The sequence below is a fragment of the Sphingobacterium athyrii genome (assembly GCF_003071065.1).
GTDB lineage: Bacteria > Bacteroidota > Bacteroidia > Sphingobacteriales > Sphingobacteriaceae > Sphingobacterium > Sphingobacterium athyrii.
This window is the reverse complement of sequence record NZ_QCXX01000004.1, coordinates 63,337-83,192: the sequence shown is the minus strand read 5'-3', so window position 1 is coordinate 83,192 and position 19,856 is coordinate 63,337. Positions and strand designations below refer to the sequence as shown.

At 42.2% G+C, this 19,856-nt stretch carries 13 protein-coding genes; 1 reads left to right on the top strand and 12 read right to left on the bottom strand.

Going from position 1 to position 19,856, the window contains the following annotated elements; translation table 11 throughout:
* Positions 1-14: 14 nt before the first annotated feature.
* From DCO56_RS15060 to DCO56_RS15045, 4 genes are all read right to left on the bottom strand, one after another.
* Positions 15-1,211: an ankyrin repeat domain-containing protein gene (locus tag DCO56_RS15060; protein ID WP_181390569.1), complete on the bottom strand. Its 1,197-nt coding sequence runs from the start codon at positions 1,209-1,211 to the stop codon at positions 15-17.
* A gap of 147 nt (positions 1,212-1,358) precedes the next feature.
* The gene (locus DCO56_RS15055; protein ID WP_108634613.1) at positions 1,359-4,148 is read right to left on the bottom strand and encodes a sugar-binding domain-containing protein; all 2,790 of its coding nucleotides are present in this window, start codon (positions 4,146-4,148) and stop codon (positions 1,359-1,361) included.
* 8 nt (positions 4,149-4,156) lie between these two features.
* A complete protein-coding gene (locus DCO56_RS15050; RefSeq protein WP_108634612.1) occupies positions 4,157-7,525 on the bottom strand; it encodes a DUF5107 domain-containing protein in 3,369 nt (1,122 codons plus the stop codon).
* 71 nt (positions 7,526-7,596) lie between these two features.
* A complete protein-coding gene (locus tag DCO56_RS15045) occupies positions 7,597-8,985 on the bottom strand; it encodes a sugar porter family MFS transporter (RefSeq protein WP_108634611.1) in 1,389 nt (462 codons plus the stop codon).
* 126 nt (positions 8,986-9,111) lie between these two features.
* On the opposite strand from DCO56_RS15045, the gene DCO56_RS15040 reads away from it, so the two are divergent.
* On the top strand, positions 9,112-10,005 hold the full coding sequence (locus DCO56_RS15040; RefSeq protein ID WP_108634610.1) for an AraC family transcriptional regulator: 894 nt from the start codon (positions 9,112-9,114) through the stop codon (positions 10,003-10,005).
* 241 nt (positions 10,006-10,246) lie between these two features.
* Here the strand turns inward: DCO56_RS15040 and DCO56_RS15035 are convergent, their stop codons facing one another.
* The 8 genes from DCO56_RS15035 to DCO56_RS15000 all read right to left on the bottom strand — a co-directional run bounded on the left by DCO56_RS15035 (position 10,247) and on the right by DCO56_RS15000 (position 19,843).
* Positions 10,247-11,029 carry an enoyl-CoA hydratase/isomerase family protein gene (locus tag DCO56_RS15035; protein ID WP_108634609.1) on the bottom strand — a complete coding sequence of 261 codons (783 nt, stop codon included), beginning with the start codon at positions 11,027-11,029 and terminating at the stop codon, positions 10,247-10,249.
* Between the two features lie 4 nt (positions 11,030-11,033).
* Positions 11,034-13,526, bottom strand: a complete 2,493-nt coding sequence (locus DCO56_RS15030) for a DUF5686 family protein (protein WP_181390568.1) — start codon at positions 13,524-13,526, stop codon at positions 11,034-11,036.
* Between the two features lie 174 nt (positions 13,527-13,700).
* On the bottom strand, positions 13,701-15,077 hold the full coding sequence (locus DCO56_RS15025) for an NADH-quinone oxidoreductase subunit N (protein ID WP_108634607.1): 1,377 nt from the start codon (positions 15,075-15,077) through the stop codon (positions 13,701-13,703).
* Between the two features lie 18 nt (positions 15,078-15,095).
* Positions 15,096-16,538, bottom strand: a complete 1,443-nt coding sequence (locus DCO56_RS15020) for a complex I subunit 4 family protein (RefSeq protein WP_108634606.1) — start codon at positions 16,536-16,538, stop codon at positions 15,096-15,098.
* 15 nt (positions 16,539-16,553) lie between these two features.
* Complete coding sequence (gene nuoL / locus DCO56_RS15015) at positions 16,554-18,476, bottom strand: NADH-quinone oxidoreductase subunit L (RefSeq protein WP_108634605.1); 1,923 nt, start codon at positions 18,474-18,476, stop codon at positions 16,554-16,556.
* 19 nt (positions 18,477-18,495) lie between these two features.
* Positions 18,496-18,825 carry an NADH-quinone oxidoreductase subunit NuoK gene (gene nuoK / locus DCO56_RS15010; RefSeq protein ID WP_108634604.1) on the bottom strand — a complete coding sequence of 110 codons (330 nt, stop codon included), beginning with the start codon at positions 18,823-18,825 and terminating at the stop codon, positions 18,496-18,498.
* A complete protein-coding gene (locus DCO56_RS15005; RefSeq protein ID WP_108634603.1) occupies positions 18,825-19,322 on the bottom strand; it encodes an NADH-quinone oxidoreductase subunit J family protein in 498 nt (165 codons plus the stop codon). Before DCO56_RS15005 ends, nuoK begins: the two co-directional genes overlap by 1 nt.
* Before the next feature lie 11 nt (positions 19,323-19,333).
* Positions 19,334-19,843, bottom strand: a complete 510-nt coding sequence (locus DCO56_RS15000) for a NuoI/complex I 23 kDa subunit family protein (protein ID WP_108634602.1) — start codon at positions 19,841-19,843, stop codon at positions 19,334-19,336.
* Positions 19,844-19,856 lie beyond the last annotated feature (13 nt).

Sequence of the window (19,856 nt, the reverse complement as noted above, 5' to 3'; positions counted from 1 at the left end):
AATTTTCTTTTTATTTATTGCTTTAATAACCACTCCACGGTCTTTACCTTGAGATTGTCCTCCATGGCATAATCAACCGCTTTTTTGTCCTTGCTATTTTCTATCTGAGGATCAATTCCTTCAGCTACTAAAAACTTCACTTTCTTGTATAGATCCCGTGCTTTATTTTCATCGTAATTGATTTGTTCTTGACAGACCTTATGTAGGAGTGTGTTCCCTTCATTATCAATATAGTTTACATCCAGATATCCTTTTGATATTACATCTTGCAACACGGTAGCGGACTTCTCTATCAACCAGTCGACTCCGGTCTTTTCTTTCTGATACCAGAGCGAAGGTTCGGTAAAATCTGCACCATGCTCCAATAGCATGGAAAGAATTTTTAAATTTTGGTCACTGTCCGTATGCATTGTGCGCAGGAAAGCATTAAGCAGATTCTCCCCTTGTTTAGTGGTACTATGGAAATCTGGCACCCCATAATTTAGAAGCAATTCCAATAGTTCTGGATTAAACTGTCTTGTGGCGGCATAATGAAAAACACTTTCACCATGCCAGTCCTTCAGTCCGGGGTCTGCACCTGCATCCAGTAACTTGACCACGGCGGGCATTTTTATGGTATCTACAGCCATGTGCAAAGCTGTCTTCTGCTCGACATTGCTGATATTGGGATCGACACCCTCGGATAACAACCATTCCACCAGCTCCACAATGCGATCCGCAGATTGCATACGGAGGTTACAAACTTTAAAAAGCAGCGTCTGTCCATATTGATCCATGCGCTGTAAATCAGCTCCAGCTTCGGCAATGGCTTTCAACAATGCCATGCTGACATTTTCCTGTATTGCATATTCAAATAAGGTGGTGCCGGCGACTTCTTCATTAATATCATCTATACGCTCCAGATACCCCTTAAACCAGGCTAAATAAGCTTCCAGCTGTTCTTCCGTTGAAATCTGCGGCTTTAACAAGGCCGTGATAACGGTTGAACTAAAGCGATCATAATCATAAAGGTCTGTTGAAATAAACCCCTTATCAATAAATTCGTCCAACACGTCATAGTGCTGTGATCTGATCAATTGGCTGACGGTGCCGTTCAACTCGTAGTCCTGAAATTCAGCTTTGTTGGTTGCCGAGGCAAAAATTTGCGCTATCCCTGTTATATCGCCCCTACGTGAACATTCAGCAAGTGCTCTTAACTCGTTATTCGTCATTTTTTTTATTTCTGTTAACTTAAGAAAAGACAGTAATGTGGTTCTCTTAAAAACGAGTGAAACAAAAGAATAGTATGAACAACAGTCAAAATCGACCATTATAACGAACAGACCGCCATAGTGACCAGAAAATTAGCCAAATAATATTTAATAAATAGCTTTCGGAGCTGCCTTTTCCTGCGGCTCTTTATATTGCAGAATCTTTTGTAATACCTCAGGATTTTCGATAACTTTTGGCGCAAACCTCGAACTATTCATATAGGTGAGTATGGATTGCAGCATCTGTCTTGCGACGGGCCTGTTGTTTAAATCAGTCGCCAGATCAAATGACGCCACCATCAGTTTACCTTTCCCCACCGAACCCTCAAAGAGTGTAGCCAGTTTTCTATTGTTTGCAAAATTATCTATCATTTCGACAAGGGCTTTTCCACCTTTGATCTGATCTATGACCATTGTTGTGGAGTTGATCTGCAGATCCCACCACTGCCAGTCTGTATGCCCATCTGTTGGAAAACTACCAAACACTGGATGTTTTGGATCACAGAGTAACCCCATTGTTCCGGCCTGCTTCGGAAAATGTACCGGACTCCAGAATACTGGGACAAATTTACCTTCAATACCTGTAATTTTTTTCCAGTCAGGATTTAAAAGAACCTTTTTGCCAGCCTGCAACAGCCGTAAAGCGTCGTCCAGCTCCCTTGTATAGCTTACTTCAGTAAAATCATTTTGATTTTCTTTGGGATAAACCCATATATTCCAGTGATTTTCATAGCTCGTGCCTTTGAGATTAATATGAAGTGTCAACTTTTTGGCTTGCTGTATGGCTTGAAGTGGTACTTCAAAGCGGCCAACATTCCCATTGTACCTCTGACCTACGACTGTTTGAAAGTGACCTTTTGCAACAGTTTTTGCCCCATCTTTCATAGACCACTCGACCAACTGATCGCTCAATGTGACAGCACCATAATTGCTGATGTCTACAACCCCGTCAAATACTTCATCATTCGTATATACAGCTTTGGAAAACTGAAGCAGGGGCACCACAGGGGCGCAAAACTGTCTGAATTCAGCTGCCGAAAGGATATTTTTACTATCCCAGAAGGCATCTAACAGTCCCACCAATGCGGTACCTTGGCCAGGGAAATCATGGAGATCCAGTAATTGGTAACCGCTGATGCCCGGTGTTTTCAGCGCACGTTCCAGCTCTTCTTTATACAGGATTGCGGCCAGCTTACCTGAAGACATTGTATAGGCCTTAGCTTTATGCAATAGGCCTTTGCGTTTGAGATCTTCGGCTACAGCAATAAAGTTTAACGGCTTTAATACACCTGTATACTTTTTAATCTCATCCAAATTGGGGTAAACGGCATATTGCCCGATCTCATGCGTAACGACAGGAATAGAAACACCTTCCAATGAAGCAATGTAGTTCTTATTAAAAACCGGCGGCTCACTGTTAAATACGCCCTGCCCTCGCACCCATCCTTTTGCCGTCCACTGGGTGATCAGAAAATCATCAAAAGGTTCGCCGGAAATTCCATGTCCTTGTTGAAAAGTAAATGATGTCGCCGTATAGAGGTGTCTCTGATCTTTCTCTTTTATATGTTTTACAAGTGTGTTAAGGGCATCAAAGTCACCGCTCAATTCATTCCCCATACTCCAAAAGCAGAACGACGGATGATTACCGTATTGTTTGATCATCCTGTCAGCCTCCTCATATAGAAAACCTAAAACCGCATCATCTTTACCCACATTATTTTCCCAGATCGGCAATTCAACCTGCAGATAGAACCCAAGTTCGTCAGCCACAGCAAAAGCAGCTTCCGGGGGACACCAAGAGTGGAACCTTAAGTGGTTGAGTCCCCATTGCCGAGCTGTCGTAAATACCTTCAGCCACCCAGCTTCTTCCATGGGTGGATGTCCGGTCAACGGGAAAATATTGCACTCCAATGTACCCCGAAGAAAAAGAGGTTGTCCATTGATGTTCATTGCCGTACCCTTTTTTGACAGCTCCCTCATTCCAAAAGAGGTACTTGTTACATTTGTGCCCTCAGTCGAATGACACACTACTTCTACTTCATAGAGATTTGGTGAAAATTCGTTCCATGCCCGCATCTCCGGCCCCAGATCATAGCTGAGTTGTATACTGGAATCTCCCGGCATAAGCAAAATCTCTTTGTCCACCGCCGGAAGGAACGTCTTGTCGCCTTTGCCTCTAACCCTCACCTTGAGCGTGCTACGAGTATTTTTTTGCGTTTTATTCGAAAGTACTATACTTAGATCTACTCGCTTTGCGCTCAAAACCGGAAAAGTACTTAACTGTTTGACATGAATTTTATCCAAGGCTTCAATATACATCGAACCGATGATACCATTCCACATAATCTGGGTATGATCTGTATAGGCATGTGCCATATCATCGACACTGATCGCCATTTTCTTTCGGTTGTCAATGCGAATAGTCAGACGATGCTTTTTTCCGGCCTTTAGAAACGAGCTTAAGTAAAATTCATGTGCACTTACCAAACTTCGTTGTTTTTGAGGAACTTCTTTGCCGTCAATCCAGATCGTGGATTCCCATATAATCCGTTCCAATTTTAGGATCATTTCCTTACCTGCCCAGCCCCGCGGGATAGATAGCTCTTTCGTGTACCAAGCTACGCCCACATACCGATGTTTTCTCGTCAGATGGGAAAGCTGAGGTTTAGTGAGCGCCGGAGCTAGGCTATTCGCCGTTCCCAGTCTCGCGTCATCTGTTGTCCCCGGCAGTTTGATGGATGTTGCGAAAGACCTATTGGTCCACCCGTTCTTCACACCCACATCCTCTGGGTCAAGCTGTACACTCCACTGACCAGCAAGATTGAGCTGATACCCTTCGACCGCCCAAAGGCAGTAACTCTGTAAAAGAGCAAACAATAAAATGAGATAACGATACATGTCTGAAATTAATTATTTAGGATGACTTCCTCCAAATAAGAACGTAAGATAGATAGACAACCCTGATGGTTGGGGTCTAATTCCCGCACCTGTGCAAGATGGCCCTTAGCCAAAGGCAAATCTCCTTTACCGAGGTACCCTAAGCCCATTACATATAGACAATGAATCCTATTTTTAAGGTCAAGGTCGTCCTCCCAGATATCCATATCGGGCAATGAAACGGCAAAATAATCGATTTTAAAAGGTCTGTCCAAGTAGGCTTTACCATGATCAATTAGACCTTGGAAACATTGTTGAGCTTTCTCTTCTTGTTTGAGTTCACGCCAGGCCAGACCTTGAAAAAATATCTTGTCAGGTTGCGGATCATTATAAAAGAGAGCCTGCTGAGGTTCCTGAGCCCCTTGTGTAGCTTTGATGAAATAGGCTGTTGCTTCCGCCTCATTTCCCATTGAACGGTATAAAATGCCCTTATAGTAATCAATATCGTTCTCCTCCATCGTAATCAGTTTACCCTCACCAAGATTATATGGGTAGCTGTCAATGGCTGCAAGCAGTGCAAGTGCATGCTTGAGGTCGTTGACTTTTAAACGCTCCTTGGCCAATTCCAGATGACAGATTGTATATTGACGGGACACCTTTCCTTCTCCACCTTCCCAAGGTTTAAACTGTCGGGAAGCCAGCAGTTGTCTAGCCTCTTCGTATCGCCCCAGGAGATTGAAAAGTGTAATCCGTTCCAAGAAAAGATCATCTCGGCTAACCACAAGGTCTGCATAGCGATCCAATAGCGCCAGTCTCTCCCCATAGTTGTACCCTTGTTTCTTATAGAGCTGGTGCAATTCCATCAGCAGTCGGGCATCAGTCTCATCCAATGCGAATGCTTTTTCAAGCAAAGCAACGGCTTCCTCCTTCCTGTCCATTCGATTATAATAGGCCAAAGCCAAATTTCGAAAAGCGGTAGGGTACTGTTGATCCAATTGTATGGCTTGCTCCCAGCAGTCCACTGCATCTTGATGTTGTCTCCGCCCGTACCATAGATTCCCCAAGTAGTAATAGGCTTTTGCATCGTCATTATTATGCAGGATTGCATCCTGAAGTATAAGGATCTCTTCCAACCGATTTGGGAAGCAATAAGTCGGGTCCATGATACGAGCTTTGTCATAATAGGCTTTTGCTTGATCATTTTGTCCGATACATGCACTAAAATAGCCCAACGCATAATATATCATTGGGTATACAGTTTGCGGATCGTCGATCGTTTTTTCCAATAACTGGATGGCTTCTTCATATAGACCAGCCTGCGCAAAATCCAGCGCATATTCTACCACACTCTGTCTATTTACTTGACATAAATCTAGAACCGGCGTCAAAACAGTCTTGTCCTTTGCCAGCAGATACCATTCAAATTGACAGCCCATATTGAATGGGTCTATTTCCAGCGAATCTTTAATGTAACCCAACGCTTCCTCTACCCGCCCCAGTTTTCTCAAAATCGAGGTTTTTAATTGCCGGGCTTTATGGTGTTTCCAGTTTCGGTTTATTGAACGTTCTATTTTTTCCAGCGCAGCATCCCATTGTCCGCGTTTTGAATCTATTTGTGCGAGACCAAAATACCCCGCATCCTGCCAGGCGGCATTCCAGGTTGCCTTATAAAAGGCGGCGTAGGCTGCATCCAGTTCACCGGACAATTGTAAAGCTAAGCCTAGATTATAATAGGCCTCGCCATCGTAAGGATTTGGATTCCGTTCGGTAAGCCTTGCTATTGCGGTACGGAAGTATGGGATAGATTCGGCTATCTTTCCACTTCTTAATAATAGAGCTCCCAGTGCATTGTTACACCGTGCGTCATGCGGATCCCGTTTCAGTGCCTCGAGATAGTAATCCATTGGATTATAGGTAGCGTGCCGGTATTGTTCAAGATGCTGTCCTGCCAGGAATAACTCCTCCGTCGAGTGAACGGATTCCGGTGCTGAAACAGCCCGTGCGGGTTCGGGGATATCCCTACTATCCCTTTGCTTTTCCAATTGATACTGCAGCATTTCATTACCATTGCTATCATAAACCGAAAGGATCAAATCAAAGGGATTACCCGGTAAATCAGAAACAGTTTGTTTATAAATATCCCGAGGGGAACAATAGATCTCTTCCTCCAGATAAACTCTCCCTTGCTTATTCCTCAAAACAATATGAAGGCCTTCAAATACCGCTGTTGCGTATAGGATAATGTGAGCACACTGTTGATGGACCTCCATATTGAGGACAAGATCTTTCGTTGCATTCTTCACATGGCCAACAGCCGCATAGGGCATAAAATATTGCGACCATGATTTCACTTCATAAGGCTGCAACCAGGCAAAATCGGGCTGATTGTCAGTATACACACCAGCCATTAATTCGATATAAGGGCCATTTTCGTCTGTCAGATTCCGGTCCCAAGCCAAACCAAAATCACCGTTCCCCCATGTCCATTGTTTCTTTCCCGGAGAAATATGGTGGTCTGCAACGTGTAACATCCCCGCATTTGTATCTCCGGCTTCATAACCGCCCACAAAATTATATTTTGACTGGATGGCCATATAGGAGGTCGGAACAGGAATATTCTTGTATTGTGCGATATCAACTCCAGCGGAATAATCGTATTTATAATAAGTTCCTGTTGCTATCGGGAATGTTGAAACTTCTCTTTTACCATGATCAAATACGGCATTTACATCGGGTGGGAAAACAGAATAATAATCATCATTGACGACAACAGCCGGATTGGCCCACCAGAGGAAAGTCTGTGGTAACGCAGTGCGGTTGTAGACCTGCACTTTAATTTCAATAAAGGCTTTGTCGGGATAGAGTGTAAATCCCTGCATGGCCTTCATCCGAAACATACGTTCGATTTCATTGCACCATACCGTCACACTGCCATCCGTATTATGCTCAACTAAATATTCCGTTGGCATAAAGGTCGTCGGGCGGTGATGCTGAGGCCAATTAAACTCGATCCCGCCGGAAATCCAGGGACCTGTAAGCCCGACCAGTGCTGGTTTGATCACTTCATTATAATAGACAAAATGTCGTTCTCTAACCTTATCGTAGGCCATATGGATTCTTCCACCGAGTTCAGGCAGAATCATTACCTTGATATATTCATTTTCTAAAAATAGTGCCTGGTAGACCTTGTCCTTTTTCTCGTCGCTAATTTTTTCGATAATGGGATAGGGATATACCACACCGGAGCTACCTTGGTACACACGTTTTTCAGCAAAAATCGGATTTTTCTCCATCGCGCCAACCGCGTAGGTCGGTATCGCCACAGATTCCGCCCAAACTTTTACTATACCGCGCTGATTGACTGTGGATTTAATCAGGTAACGTGTCAATTCTGTCATGTTGTAAATAGCTATTAGATTATATACTTTAAGTTGATTTAATAATTAAAAAGGGCAACTATCTGCAAAATTTAGGGTGTTATCGCTTCATCCGACCATTCCTGTTCAATCTCCTCGAGACTTTTACCTTTGGTCTCCTTCAATTGTCCCCACAAAAAGACATAGCCAATCAAGCAGACTATTCCATACAGCCAAAATGTGCCCGCTGCGCCCAAGCTTTGATTCAACATCGGAAAGGTATAGGTAAGTACGAAACATGCGATCCATAACAGCGAGGTCGCTATAGCCATCGCTTGCGCTCTAACCGCCGTAGGGAAAATTTCAGCAATGATAACCCAAGTTACCGGCGCTAATGTCATTGCATAAACCGCAATTCCAGCTAATACCAGGAGAAGTACAAAGATGCCGCTGCAATTGAAATAGTAGCAAGCACCTAAAGCCGCATAAATACCGAAAAGTCCTGCAGCACCGAACAACATTAATGCGCGGCGTCCAACCCTATCGACCATATACATGCCTACGAAGGTAAATATGACATTGATCACGCCTGTTATAATTATATTGAAAAGCATCCCCGACACCGTGTATCCCGCAGCTGTAAAAATCTCCTGTGCATAATTGAAGATCACGTTGATGCCACACCATTGCTGAAAGACCGCAATAAAACTTCCTAGAAACAAAAGCCTTAATAACTTACCCCGAAATAGGTTCTTTTTCTTTAGTCTATTATGATCCGTATCGGTAACTTCCATGTTAGCCATACTTTTGCTGGCATAATAATCACCACCCATCCGTAAAAAAATCTGTCGGGCCTCTTCATGTCTTCCTTTGTTGAATAACCATCTAGGACTTTCCGGAATCAGGAAAAGCAGCAATAAAAAAATAACCGCCGGAATCGCTCCCGCCCAAAACATCCACCGCCAGCCCTGCTGTCCGTTCCATGTTGTGGCTATAACTTCTTCGGGCAACACGGGCTTTGCTATCAACCAATTGACAATCTGTGCTGCAAGTATCCCCAGTACAATCGTCAGTTGGTTGATGGAGACAAATTTTCCGCGGCTTTCTGCGGGCGCTATCTCCGCTATATACATCGGTGCGAGATTAGAAGCCACACCTATCCCTATCCCACCCAGTACACGATAAATAATAAAGAGACTAAGGTTGGCAGCCATACCTGTTCCTACAGCAGAAATAATAAAAAGAATCGCCGCGATATAAATCAGGGGCTTTCGACCGTAACGATCTGCCAGACCTCCCGAAAGCAATACACCGATAAAGCTGCCTACAATTGCTGACGACATCGCCCAACCCTGAAGTGCAGGAGCAGACTCCAAATGAAAATATGCCTCATAGAAAGGCTTCGCCCCTCCAATGACAACCCAATCGTAGCCAAAAAGAAACCCTCCAATAGCGGCCACAAAAGTGATTAACAGCAAATACGTCGTCGTGGTCTTTTGCATAAGAATTTACATATTTAGATTTATTGACGTAAAATTAGTGGAATACTGTATGTAAATCATGTAAGTGAACACGATAAACATGTAAAATATTACTATTTTTATAGCATATACCAAATTCCCTGATTTATGAATAGAGATACGGATGTGATGGCAGAAGGATTCAAAGGTGAGAAGGCAATTGTACTCCCTTATTCCGTGTGCAACTACCAAGCTTCCAATGCAATTACTTCAAAATTACACATCACACATATTGGCTACTATCCGAATGCAAAAAAGCATTATCGTGACCGTCAGGAAGGCTGTGCAGAATATATTTTGATTTATTGCGAAAACGGCCATGGGTGGATCAAACAGGATGAAATAACTTATAATATCTCCAGAAATGATCTTTACATCATTCCTAAAAACACAACGCATTCTTATGGTTCCAGAGCCAACGACCCCTGGAGTATTTATTGGATCCACTTTCAAGGTACTGAAGCATCTCTTTTTGAAAATATCATCGGACAGATCAATCACATGAATGATAACCACACAAACAAGCACAACGACCGACTTCAGTTATTTGAAAGTATATACCAAAATCTGGAAATGGGCTATAGTCCAGAAAATTTAGAATACACAAGTTTTTGCTTTCAATATTTTTTGGCATCCATCAAATATGCGACGCAATACAAAGAAAGTAATCCGATTAAAGTAGATAATATCATTCAGGATATCATCCTGTTTATGAAGGACAATCTGGAAAATAACATTAGTCTGGACGAGATTGCTTCACATTTTAACTATTCAAAATCGCACTTGATCAACTTATTCAAACAGAAGACCTCTTATCCGCCCATGGTATACTACAATCAATTGCGCATGCAAAGAGCCTGTTCATATTTGCAATTTACGCTGCTAAAAATTAAAGAGATCGCTTTCAAGCTGCATTTCTATGATCCCTTTCATTTTTCTAAGGCCTTTACCAAAGAGATGAAGATGTCTCCTCAAGATTATCGCAGGATGTATCAAAAGTAGGTTGGATTAAATTCCCGATCGATTGCCTCAAAGATAGCAGGGATATACAAGAACAACCCCATAGTCTATGCTGAGAAACTCTCTGGCACACCAAAGCTTCAAATAGTAGTTCTGTTAAAGGGCACCAAATTTATACGCTGTTTCGAAGTTATTACTGCCTAAGTAAAGTCTTGGACAAAAGAAGAGCTTCCCATTAATTTGAGAAGCTTTCTATCTTTCTAATGCTGTAAGACGGCCTATACTATAGCGGAAAATTGGGTGGTCTCTTCTCCAGAAAAGCCGAAACCCCTTCTTTAAAATCTTCTGTTCCGAACAGGTGTCCAAACGCATCCATCTCGACTTTGTTACCATCCCGCTTTTTGTCCGCAGCCGCATTGATGGCATCTATGGCGTTGGCAACCGCGACACGTGAACGTGTAAATATTTTCCGAAGTATTTCTTCGGCACGCGAAATCAGCTTTTCCTGTGGAACCACTTCGTTCACCAGCCCCATTTCATAGGCTTTATGCGCATCAACCATATCGCCGGTCAAAATCATCTGCATAGCTTGCCCCTTTCCGATCAAAGCGGGCAAGCGCTGTGTCCCACCATAACCCGGAATCAGTCCCAACGAAACTTCAGGAAGTCCCATTTTTGCATTTTCAGAAGCAATACGCATATGACAAGCCAGCGCCATCTCAAGTCCACCACCTAAAGCGTAGCCGTTGATGGCCGCAATAACGGGTTTTGGCGCTCCCTCAATAAGATCTGTAAAAATGATATGCCCGCGCTCACTTAACCAACGTGCCTGAACAACTGACAAGTCAGTAAACTCCTTAATATCCGCCCCAGCGACAAATGCTTTCTGGCCTGCTCCCGTCAATATAATACCACGGACATGGCTATCTGCATTGAAGTGCTTAAAAATTTCCTGTAATTCATCAAGTGTCTCTTGATTCAGGGCGTTCATTTGAGGTTCACGATCTATTAGGATATAGCCGATGCTATCTTTAACCTCATATTTTAAATTCGAATATTGGGTCATAAAGCTAAAAATTAAAATGTATGGATGCTGTAAAGGTATCTGAAGGCACCCCTTCTCCACCTTTGTAGCTCAATCTCTTTTTATACTCTAATCTAAGCAATTTAAAGATATTATCCACACCGACCAAACCTTCAACATAGGGTTTATTGCGCAGGGCTTTTGTTTGGACAATACCATTTTTATCGGCTTCAAATTGAATATTTTCAGGCGTTACAAAAGGGTTATTCACATCGCTCAGTTTTCCATAAAAAGCTTTAAAACCTGTCAGTTCACGCCATTTCAGTTTTCTGAACAAAGGGATTCTATTAAAGAAAAACCCGTTCCAGTTATGATGATAGGTCAATTTTAAAAACTGGTCGGATGCAAACTCTGAAGTGGCCATCAAATCAAAGTTGACCAGCGGCCCTGCTTTATCTTTGGAGACATCGGGGAGCTCCAATAGGGTATACGGCAAATGTTTACCCCAGATCCTTCCTCCGGAGAACTCAAAATCTGCCTGTCCGGCCGGAGATAAAAACATCCGTTTGAACACACTGAACCGTAAGGCATCATAACTATAATCTGCTCCCCAAAAGCCTTTCAGACCCCTGTTATATTGAAGTGTAAAAATCGGGTATTTATTTTCTACTGTACCACGATCTAGGTTATGGTAAGTAAAATCCTCGTTTGGAGCCCAGCGTAGGATGACTTGTAAATCGTTTGTATTTACCCTACGGATGGTATCGGGGCTGGGTAGCGTATTGATATAAAATAAATCACCCCTTGGCTGTCTGCGGGTATGCGTAAATGCTGTGCCGATACTCACATGGTTACCAAACTCAATCAGATGATCAAGACGGTAGAAATCGTTAAATTGCCATTTATTTGGCCTATTCTTTCCAAAAGATCGGAAAAATCCGTCGCCTTTTAGAAAGCCTAGATTACGACCGGGCTCCATGACATCGTGCTGTACAGTAAAGCGCAGGTAGTTTGCTGGAAACTGGACAATACGCTCGCCATTTAGGGTAAATGCTGTACTTAGATAATATTTTATCTCCTTGTCTTTATCGCCATAAGCGGCATACCCTTCTATAAATGCCTTTTCGGAAAACAGACGTGTCGTCCGGCCACTCAGCCGGATACGGTTACCTTCATAATTATTCCGGCTATAGAGGTACTCCAACGGTCCGAACTCAAATTTTCCGGCATTGTAATAGCCCTTTGCCAATAGGTACCCCAAAGCAACCAACTGGTTGAAGGAGCGCATATTTTGAACGGAATCCACTTTCTGGTAGGCCTCCAATTCAGCTTTGCTCAGCGGTGCAGGTCTGACTTGAATCATCGGAACCTTTGCCGCGGATTGAAGCAGGTATCTTTTTTCAACGGGCACACCCGCAAAGTTATCATTCGAGATCGAGTCTGTCCGGTGTCCTAGGTATTTCGTTTCCCTACGTCCATATAAAACATCCGATTTACTTGCACCAAACAATATCTTTAAATCGGTATGTACCGGAATCATACTACCGTTTTTAAATTCGCTGTAGCCTAAATCGATCTGTACATCATTGATCCAGTTGATATTTGCCGCCTTTCCAATATTCAATGTGGCCTGTTGAACAGCAAACCGCGTATCGTCTGAGATAAGGAGAACACCGTAGAAAAGTAAATCAATCTTGGATTTACCCTCAAAATGAAGTTCGATATAGTCTTTACCAGCTATCTGGACGGTATCCTCTATATGGTATTTATAAAAGGTGGTGGCGCCTGTGGCTATCGGACTCAAAATCCCCTTATTTGCGATTTGTATATTATTCTCGTAGAGATCGACGTTCCGAAGTATGGTCTGGAAACGGGTCTGCCAATTGTCGTTATTGAAAAAACGGGGATTTAGTTCTGTCTGATTGTGGCTAGTGACAATCTTTTTACTCCGGTTAGGATCATGCGATGAATAGACGTTTGCATAATTTTCTTCCATGTAGAATGGAGCTATCGTTACGCCTCGAAATACCGTCGAGTCAATATTTTCAAAAAGAAACCGAAAAGGCTTTGGAACTTTTTTTGCTTTATCTTCTGGGTTCACAAAGCCAAATTGCGTCTTCTCGTACTCATCAAAACGGATCTCGGGAATACGGGTATAATGATTTTGCGGACGATGGGCAATGACCTGTTCTATCAGCGCAATTGCAGGATCCTTTGGTTTCCTATTTTTTCGATTGATGACAACCATATCCAGCGTATTGTCTTTCGACGTCAACCGAACAGTCATCAACGTATCAGGGCCCCGGTGTACGTCTATCGTCCTTCGCTCATATCCCACTGCCCCAAATGTCAATTGCCGATGTTGTTTTATATCCTGAATCTTAAAGTAGCCAAGCGTATCGCTGATACCTCCTCCCTCCTCGCCGACCCAGTTTATCGATACACGTGCAATTCCCTTGCCCGTCTGTGCATCAACAACCTTACCGCGAAGAAATTCTTGCGCAACCACTTCCCCCCCGAACAGCAGGAACACTAACACACTAAAAAAGCTTATTGAAAAAGATTTAACACACACTTTAAACACCATCTTCAAACTGATAGGATTTCTTTTTTACAATATACAATTTGTATTCAAGAGTTATACCAATAAATATAAAAAAAGCATAACGATATCGCTATGCTTTAATAAACAACAAGTATTTTAACAGAAATTTTATATTAACTTTAAAAGGCAGTCTGGATATACGCCGATAAGGATGGTCAATCCAACCGCAAGCAATAGAATGAATGAGTAATTCCATTGCACATTTACACAGGATTCTTCGCTGTCTCTAAAATACATCGCAACCACCACTTTCAAATAATAATAGACTGCGATTGCGGCATTGATAACCGCTAACACCAACAACACAATATGGTAATTCTCCATGACTGATGAGAACATCATAAACTTACCAATAAACCCTGCGGTTAATGGAATACCGGCAAGTGAAAGCATGGCTACAGTGATTGCAAATGCCAACATTGGATTTCGTTTTCCTAATCCGTTAAATGCTTCAAAATGCTCTGATCCCGTTGTCTTCTTGACAAGGATCAACCCAGTAAACGCAACAATTGTCGCAAGTGAATACGCTAGCCCATAAGCGAAAATACTATTGGCTGAAGTAGCCCCGACCGCTATAATGGCGAACAGCATGTAGCCTGCGTGAGAAATACTGGAGTACGCCAGCATACGCTTGAAAGAAGATTGCATGACAGCGGAAATATTTCCGACAAACAAGGTAATAATCGCGATGATCAGGAATACTGGTGTCCAAAAATCTTGTAAAGGAAGTAAACTGTAGCTAAACAACCGTAATAACCCCGCAAAAGAAGCCACTTTGACGACAGTACTCATATAACTTGTGATCAAGATAGGTGCTCCATCATAGACATCCGGTGTCCAAAAGTGAAATGGTGCCGCACCAACTTTAAAGGTGAGACCAACAATCAGCAATAAGATACCACCATAAAATAAAGGTGAGATCGTATTGGGGTTGTTTACAACATATGCTTTTATCTCCTCCAAATCAAATGAACCTGTCGCTCCATACAATAAAGCGATCCCAAATAACAAAAATCCGGTGGAAAATGCCCCCATCAAAAAGTATTTCAGTGCCGCCTCATTTGACGCTTTATCCCGTTTACGGATACCTACCAAAATATAAAGTGCGACAGACATGATTTCAATACCCAAAAAGAGCATGGAAAAATTATGATAGCTGCTTACCAGAACAGCTCCTGTCAATGAAAATATCAATAATGAATAATATTCCGCCACTTGCCCACCTTCATCAAAATAGCCCTTTGAGATAATAAATATACACAACGTAACAGCAATACATAAGACCGAAAAAGCAATCGCATAATGATCAAAATGGACCATCCCGCTAAAAAGTGGTCCCTTGTCTATTGTCCAGTCGTTCAACAAGAAACCAATGGCAATCAAGAATCCAAGGATAGAAACAGGTAGAAGCAGTGTTTTTGCCTTGAACAAACCAAGATAAAGAACAACTAATGCTAATATTGAAAGTGTAATTATAGCTCCCATACAATTTGATATATCTATTTATCTGCCTAAAAATGTACTTAAAACTTCCACAGAACCCGCAGAAAGATTCAATAGGAAATTCGGGAATATACCGATATAGAGAATCAACAAAGAGATCAAACCCAATACAAGGATCTCTCGTCCTTTTACATCCTCAAACTGTATCGTCCTGTCCGTTGTTTCTCCCAACATCGTCTGCTGATAAAGACGAAGCATATACACAGCCCCTAATATCAGCGTTAATCCGGCAAAAACTGCAAACCAGAATCCATATTGAAATACACCTTTCAACAGCAGAAACTCACCAATAAAACCATTCGTTAACGGCAATCCCACAGCGCCCATACAGATAATCATGAAAAATATGGCCAGTTTTGGCGCTTTGCTTGCTATTCCGCCAAGTTCAGACAGGCGTCGTGTCTGTGTACGCTGCTGTACAATATCCAGCACATAAAAAAGACCGACAACTGAAATACCATGATTTAACATTTGTATCGTTGCCCCACTTAGGCCATTCGTATTCCAAGAGAAAACCCCCGCACTGATCAGCCCAACGTGTGCAATAGAGGAATAGGCGATCAACCGCTTGGCGTCATCCTGTTTTATGGCAATGATAGAAGCATACACAATCCCGATGACACATAGGATCATTGCAAATTGTCCATACAATGCTACTCCCGTAGGAACCACCGGCAATAACCAGCGCATCAAACCATATACCCCCATTTTCAGCATAATACCAGCTAATAACATCGTGCCCGCCGCCGGAGCATTTGTGTAGGTATTGGGTTGCCAGGTATGAAATGGAAAAATGGGAATCTTAATCGCAAACGCAATAAAAAATGCCCAAAATAACCAACGCTGCGTATTATCTTCCAATTCCAACGCGATAAAGGAAGTCCACTCAAAATCATGGTTAGGCACTTGCTGATAGAGATAAAGAATCCCGATCAACATCAGAAGGCTTCCCAGAAAGGTATAAATGAAAAACTTTAGATTAACCCGGATACGATCACCTTCGCCCCAAAGCGCGCAGATAAAATAAATCGGAATCAACGCGATCTCCCAACCAACATAAAATGTAAAAGCATCCAATGCCATAAATACAAGCAGTAATCCCGCCTGCATAAATGCCATCAAGGCATAAAAATTACCTTTATAGTTTTTAGCAAAAGTAGTTGCAATAATAAAGGGCATCAATCCATTGGTCAACAAGATCAACGGTAAACTAATCCCATCTATCCCGAGGTGAAAATGAATATGTAATGCCGAAATCCACGCCCAATTTTTTTCAAATTGCATTCCGCCATTTGGGTCAAATTGACACAGGAACGGAATAGTCAATGCCAGCGACACTAGTGATAAAATCAACGCGATTAACTTTGCGGCATTAGTCTTTAATAGCGCTAAAATCAATGCGCTTATTAACGGCAATAAAATAAGTAGAAAAAGGTTATCCATCGATTATACTAAATATTAAAGACTCAAAAATCCATAAATGAAAATAGCAATCACTCCAATTACCATCATCAATAAATAAAAGCCAACATTTCCATTTTGCAACAGGCGGAGCACTTTTCCAGTATCAAATGTCGCTTTACCAGCGCCATTGACGATCCCGTCGATCCCACGTTGATCCACCACATTGCCAAAGAAACTCGACAGCCAGTTGATCGGACGTACAATAACCGCATCATATAGTTCATCCACATAAAATTTATGGTAGGAAAGATTTGCCAGAAAACCACGCGGAACTTCATCTCCCTCAGGTGTCTGCTGACGTTTGACGTAAATATTGTAAGCAAGGGCAACCATAATGAGTACACCGACTACAGAAACCGCCATCAGCATATATTCGGTACTATGCTCCAAATGATGTGCAGCAGGCACCAATGCCTTTCCCTCGGCAAATACCGGTGCCAGAAAATCTTCCAGCCAGTGGTTTCCACCTAGCGCTGCCGGTAAATTGATCGCTCCACCAACAACAGAAAGCACTGCTAATACCATTAAAGGGACAGTCATACTCTTGGGTGATTCGTGCAGGTGATGTTTTTGATCGTCCGTGCCCCTGAACGTACCAGAGAACGTCATAAATAGCATTCTAAACATATAGAAAGCTGTCATTAACGCGCCCAAAAATCCGAGGCCCCATAAGAGCGGATTGGCTGCAAAAGCATGAGCTAATATCTCATCTTTGGAGAAAAATCCGGAAAACGGTGGAATACCCGCGATTGCAATCGTTCCAATAAGCATGGTCATATAAGTGATCGGCATTGCTTTCTTCAATCCACCCATTTTTCGCATATCTTGTTCATCACTCATCCCATGAATCACTGATCCGGCACCGAGAAAGAGTAAAGCTTTAAAGAATGCATGGGTCAATACATGAAAGAATGCCCCTGTAAAAGCGCCTACACCAAGGCCGAGAAACATATAGCCCAATTGTGAAACTGTCGAATAAGCCAGTACTTTCTTAATATCATTTTGTGTTAATGCGATAGCTGCGGCCAGCAAGGCGGTACAAATTGCAATGATGGAAATCAGTTGTAGGGTAATCGGTGAAAGTACGAATAATACATTTGACCGTGCGATCATATAGATACCTGCTGTCACCATGGTCGCGGCGTGTATCAAGGCCGATACAGGCGTAGGGCCAGCCATAGCATCCGGTAGCCAAGTAAACAAGGGAATTTGTGCTGATTTACCCGTTGCGGCGATAAAGAGCAATATGGTGATGCTCACGACAGCGATGTCTCCCGCAGCAAAATTCTTCGCCCCCGCAAATACCGTAGAAAATTCGAGAGAACCAAAAGTTCCCAATATCAGAAATACCGCCAACAAGAATCCTAGATCACCAATTCTATTCATCACAAATGCTTTTTTCGCAGCATTTGCATACGAAGTGTTTTTATACCAAAATCCAATGAGCAGGTAAGAACAGAGGCCTACACCTTCCCAGCCAATAAACATGACCAGATAGTTAGCACCCAACACCAACAATAGCATGAAGAAAATAAATAGATTCAAGTAGGCGAAAAACTTACCAAATCCCTTATCGTGATGCATATACCCAATGGAATAAATATGGATCAAGAAACCAATACCAGTGACAATCAACAACATAATTGCACTTAATGGATCCACTAAAAAGGAAAGACTTATTTTGAGATTTCCTACAGAGATCCAGTCAAATACATGTTGTTCGATAATTCCTGCCTGTCCCGCCTGTCTTGATTGATATACTTCAGAAAAAAGGATGCAACTGCAGATAAAAGAAATAAGCACCACGGCACTGCCCAAAGCGCCGATCATACCTTTGGAAAATGCATTTCTGCCCAATCCATTCACTATAAACCCGATCAAGGGCAAAAGGGGAATCAACCAAATTAATTCACTCATCGTATTTATTTCTTAAGTTCTACCAACGAAGTTTATTTAAGGAATCGATATCCACAGACTTCGTATTCCGATATACCATAATAATAATAGCCAGGCCGACTGCGACCTCCGCAGCCGCAAGAGCCATAATGAAGAAGACAAACACCTGCCCTGATGAATCACCATGCTGCACCGAAAAAGCTGCTAACAGCAGGTTGACAGCGTTAAGCATTAATTCGATGGACATCATAATAATGATTACGTTACGACGGATAAGCACACCGACCACACCAATAGCAAAAATAATAGTGCAAAAAATCAAATAATGATTTATTGGTACGCCCTGCAACTGTTGAACAACTGTTTCCATTAGATTTGTTTAGGTTCTTTCTTAGCTAATAATATCGCTCCGATCATGGCTGTCAATAATAATAAAGAAGACAGCTCAAAAGGAAGCAAAAATTCGTTAAACAATACCTTGCCCAGATTTTTTACCAGTCCAATTTCAGGATTAACGACTGTCAAAGGGTTGGAGATCTCAAACACACGATACACTCCAAAAAAGGTGACCACTAAGCAGCAGCCCGCAATTACCCCCATAAATTTGACCAGATTGGACTTCATCGGTTCGGTATCCTTATTTAAATTGAGCAACATAAGTACAAATAAAAAGAGTACCATGATCGCCCCCATATAGACAATAAAATTGACCACAGCCAAAAACTGAGCATTCAATAAAATGTAATGCACTGTAAATGTGAAAAAGGTAATGACCAGATACAATACACTATGCACGGGGTTCTTCGTAAAGATGGTCATCAGCGCAAAGAAAATAGACAAGAAGGCTACTAAATAAAATACTGTCATAATTTCTTGAATTAGCTCTTTAATTTGGTAATATCAAAGGTCGGCTCGACCAGCTTATCCTTCCCATAGATAAAATCCTTACGTAAGTAATCCGCTGTCACATGTGGGCCGTCCAAATAAATGGCCTCTTTTGGACAGGCTTCTTCACAAAGACCACAGAAAATACAACGTAACATGTTAATTTCATAAACCGACGCATACTTCTCTTCACGATAGAGGTGTTCTTCACCCTTTTTACGTTCAGCAGCAGTCATTGTAATTGCTTCCGCAGGACATGACAACGCACATAATCCGCATGCTGTACAGCGCTCGCGTCCCTCCTCATCCCGCTTTAACGAATGTTGTCCCCTAAAATTCTTCGAATAGGGTCTTATTTCCTCAGGATATTTGACAGTGGGGATTTTCTTAAAAAAATGTCTCAATGTAATCCGCAACCCCCTGACAATTGCCGGAAAATAAATTTTTTCCGAAAAGGTCATTGGTTTTTGTTCGATTACTTTCTTACGATTGCTTAGTTGCATAAAAATCCTTTCT

Coding starts and splice junctions, on each gene's coding strand:
- DCO56_RS15055 (WP_108634613.1), bottom strand. CDS start 4,148: ATGTATCGTTATCTCATTTTATTGTTTGCTCTTTTACAGAGTTACTGC.
- nuoK (WP_108634604.1), bottom strand. CDS start 18,825: ATGGAAACAGTTGTTCAACAGTTGCAGGGCGTACCAATAAATCATTAT.
- DCO56_RS15020 (WP_108634606.1), bottom strand. CDS start 16,538: ATGGATAACCTTTTTCTACTTATTTTATTGCCGTTAATAAGCGCATTG.
- DCO56_RS15005 (WP_108634603.1), bottom strand. CDS start 19,322: ATGACAGTATTTTATTTAGTAGCCTTCTTGTCTATTTTCTTTGCGCTG.
- DCO56_RS15060 (WP_181390569.1), bottom strand. CDS start 1,211: ATGACGAATAACGAGTTAAGAGCACTTGCTGAATGTTCACGTAGGGGC.
- DCO56_RS15025 (WP_108634607.1), bottom strand. CDS start 15,077: ATGGGAGCTATAATTACACTTTCAATATTAGCATTAGTTGTTCTTTAT.
- DCO56_RS15050 (WP_108634612.1), bottom strand. CDS start 7,525: ATGACAGAATTGACACGTTACCTGATTAAATCCACAGTCAATCAGCGC.
- DCO56_RS15035 (WP_108634609.1), bottom strand. CDS start 11,029: ATGACCCAATATTCGAATTTAAAATATGAGGTTAAAGATAGCATCGGC.
- DCO56_RS15045 (WP_108634611.1), bottom strand. CDS start 8,985: ATGCAAAAGACCACGACGACGTATTTGCTGTTAATCACTTTTGTGGCC.
- DCO56_RS15040 (WP_108634610.1), top strand. CDS start 9,112: ATGAATAGAGATACGGATGTGATGGCAGAAGGATTCAAAGGTGAGAAG.
- nuoL (WP_108634605.1), bottom strand. CDS start 18,476: ATGAGTGAATTAATTTGGTTGATTCCCCTTTTGCCCTTGATCGGGTTT.
- DCO56_RS15000 (WP_108634602.1), bottom strand. CDS start 19,843: ATGCAACTAAGCAATCGTAAGAAAGTAATCGAACAAAAACCAATGACC.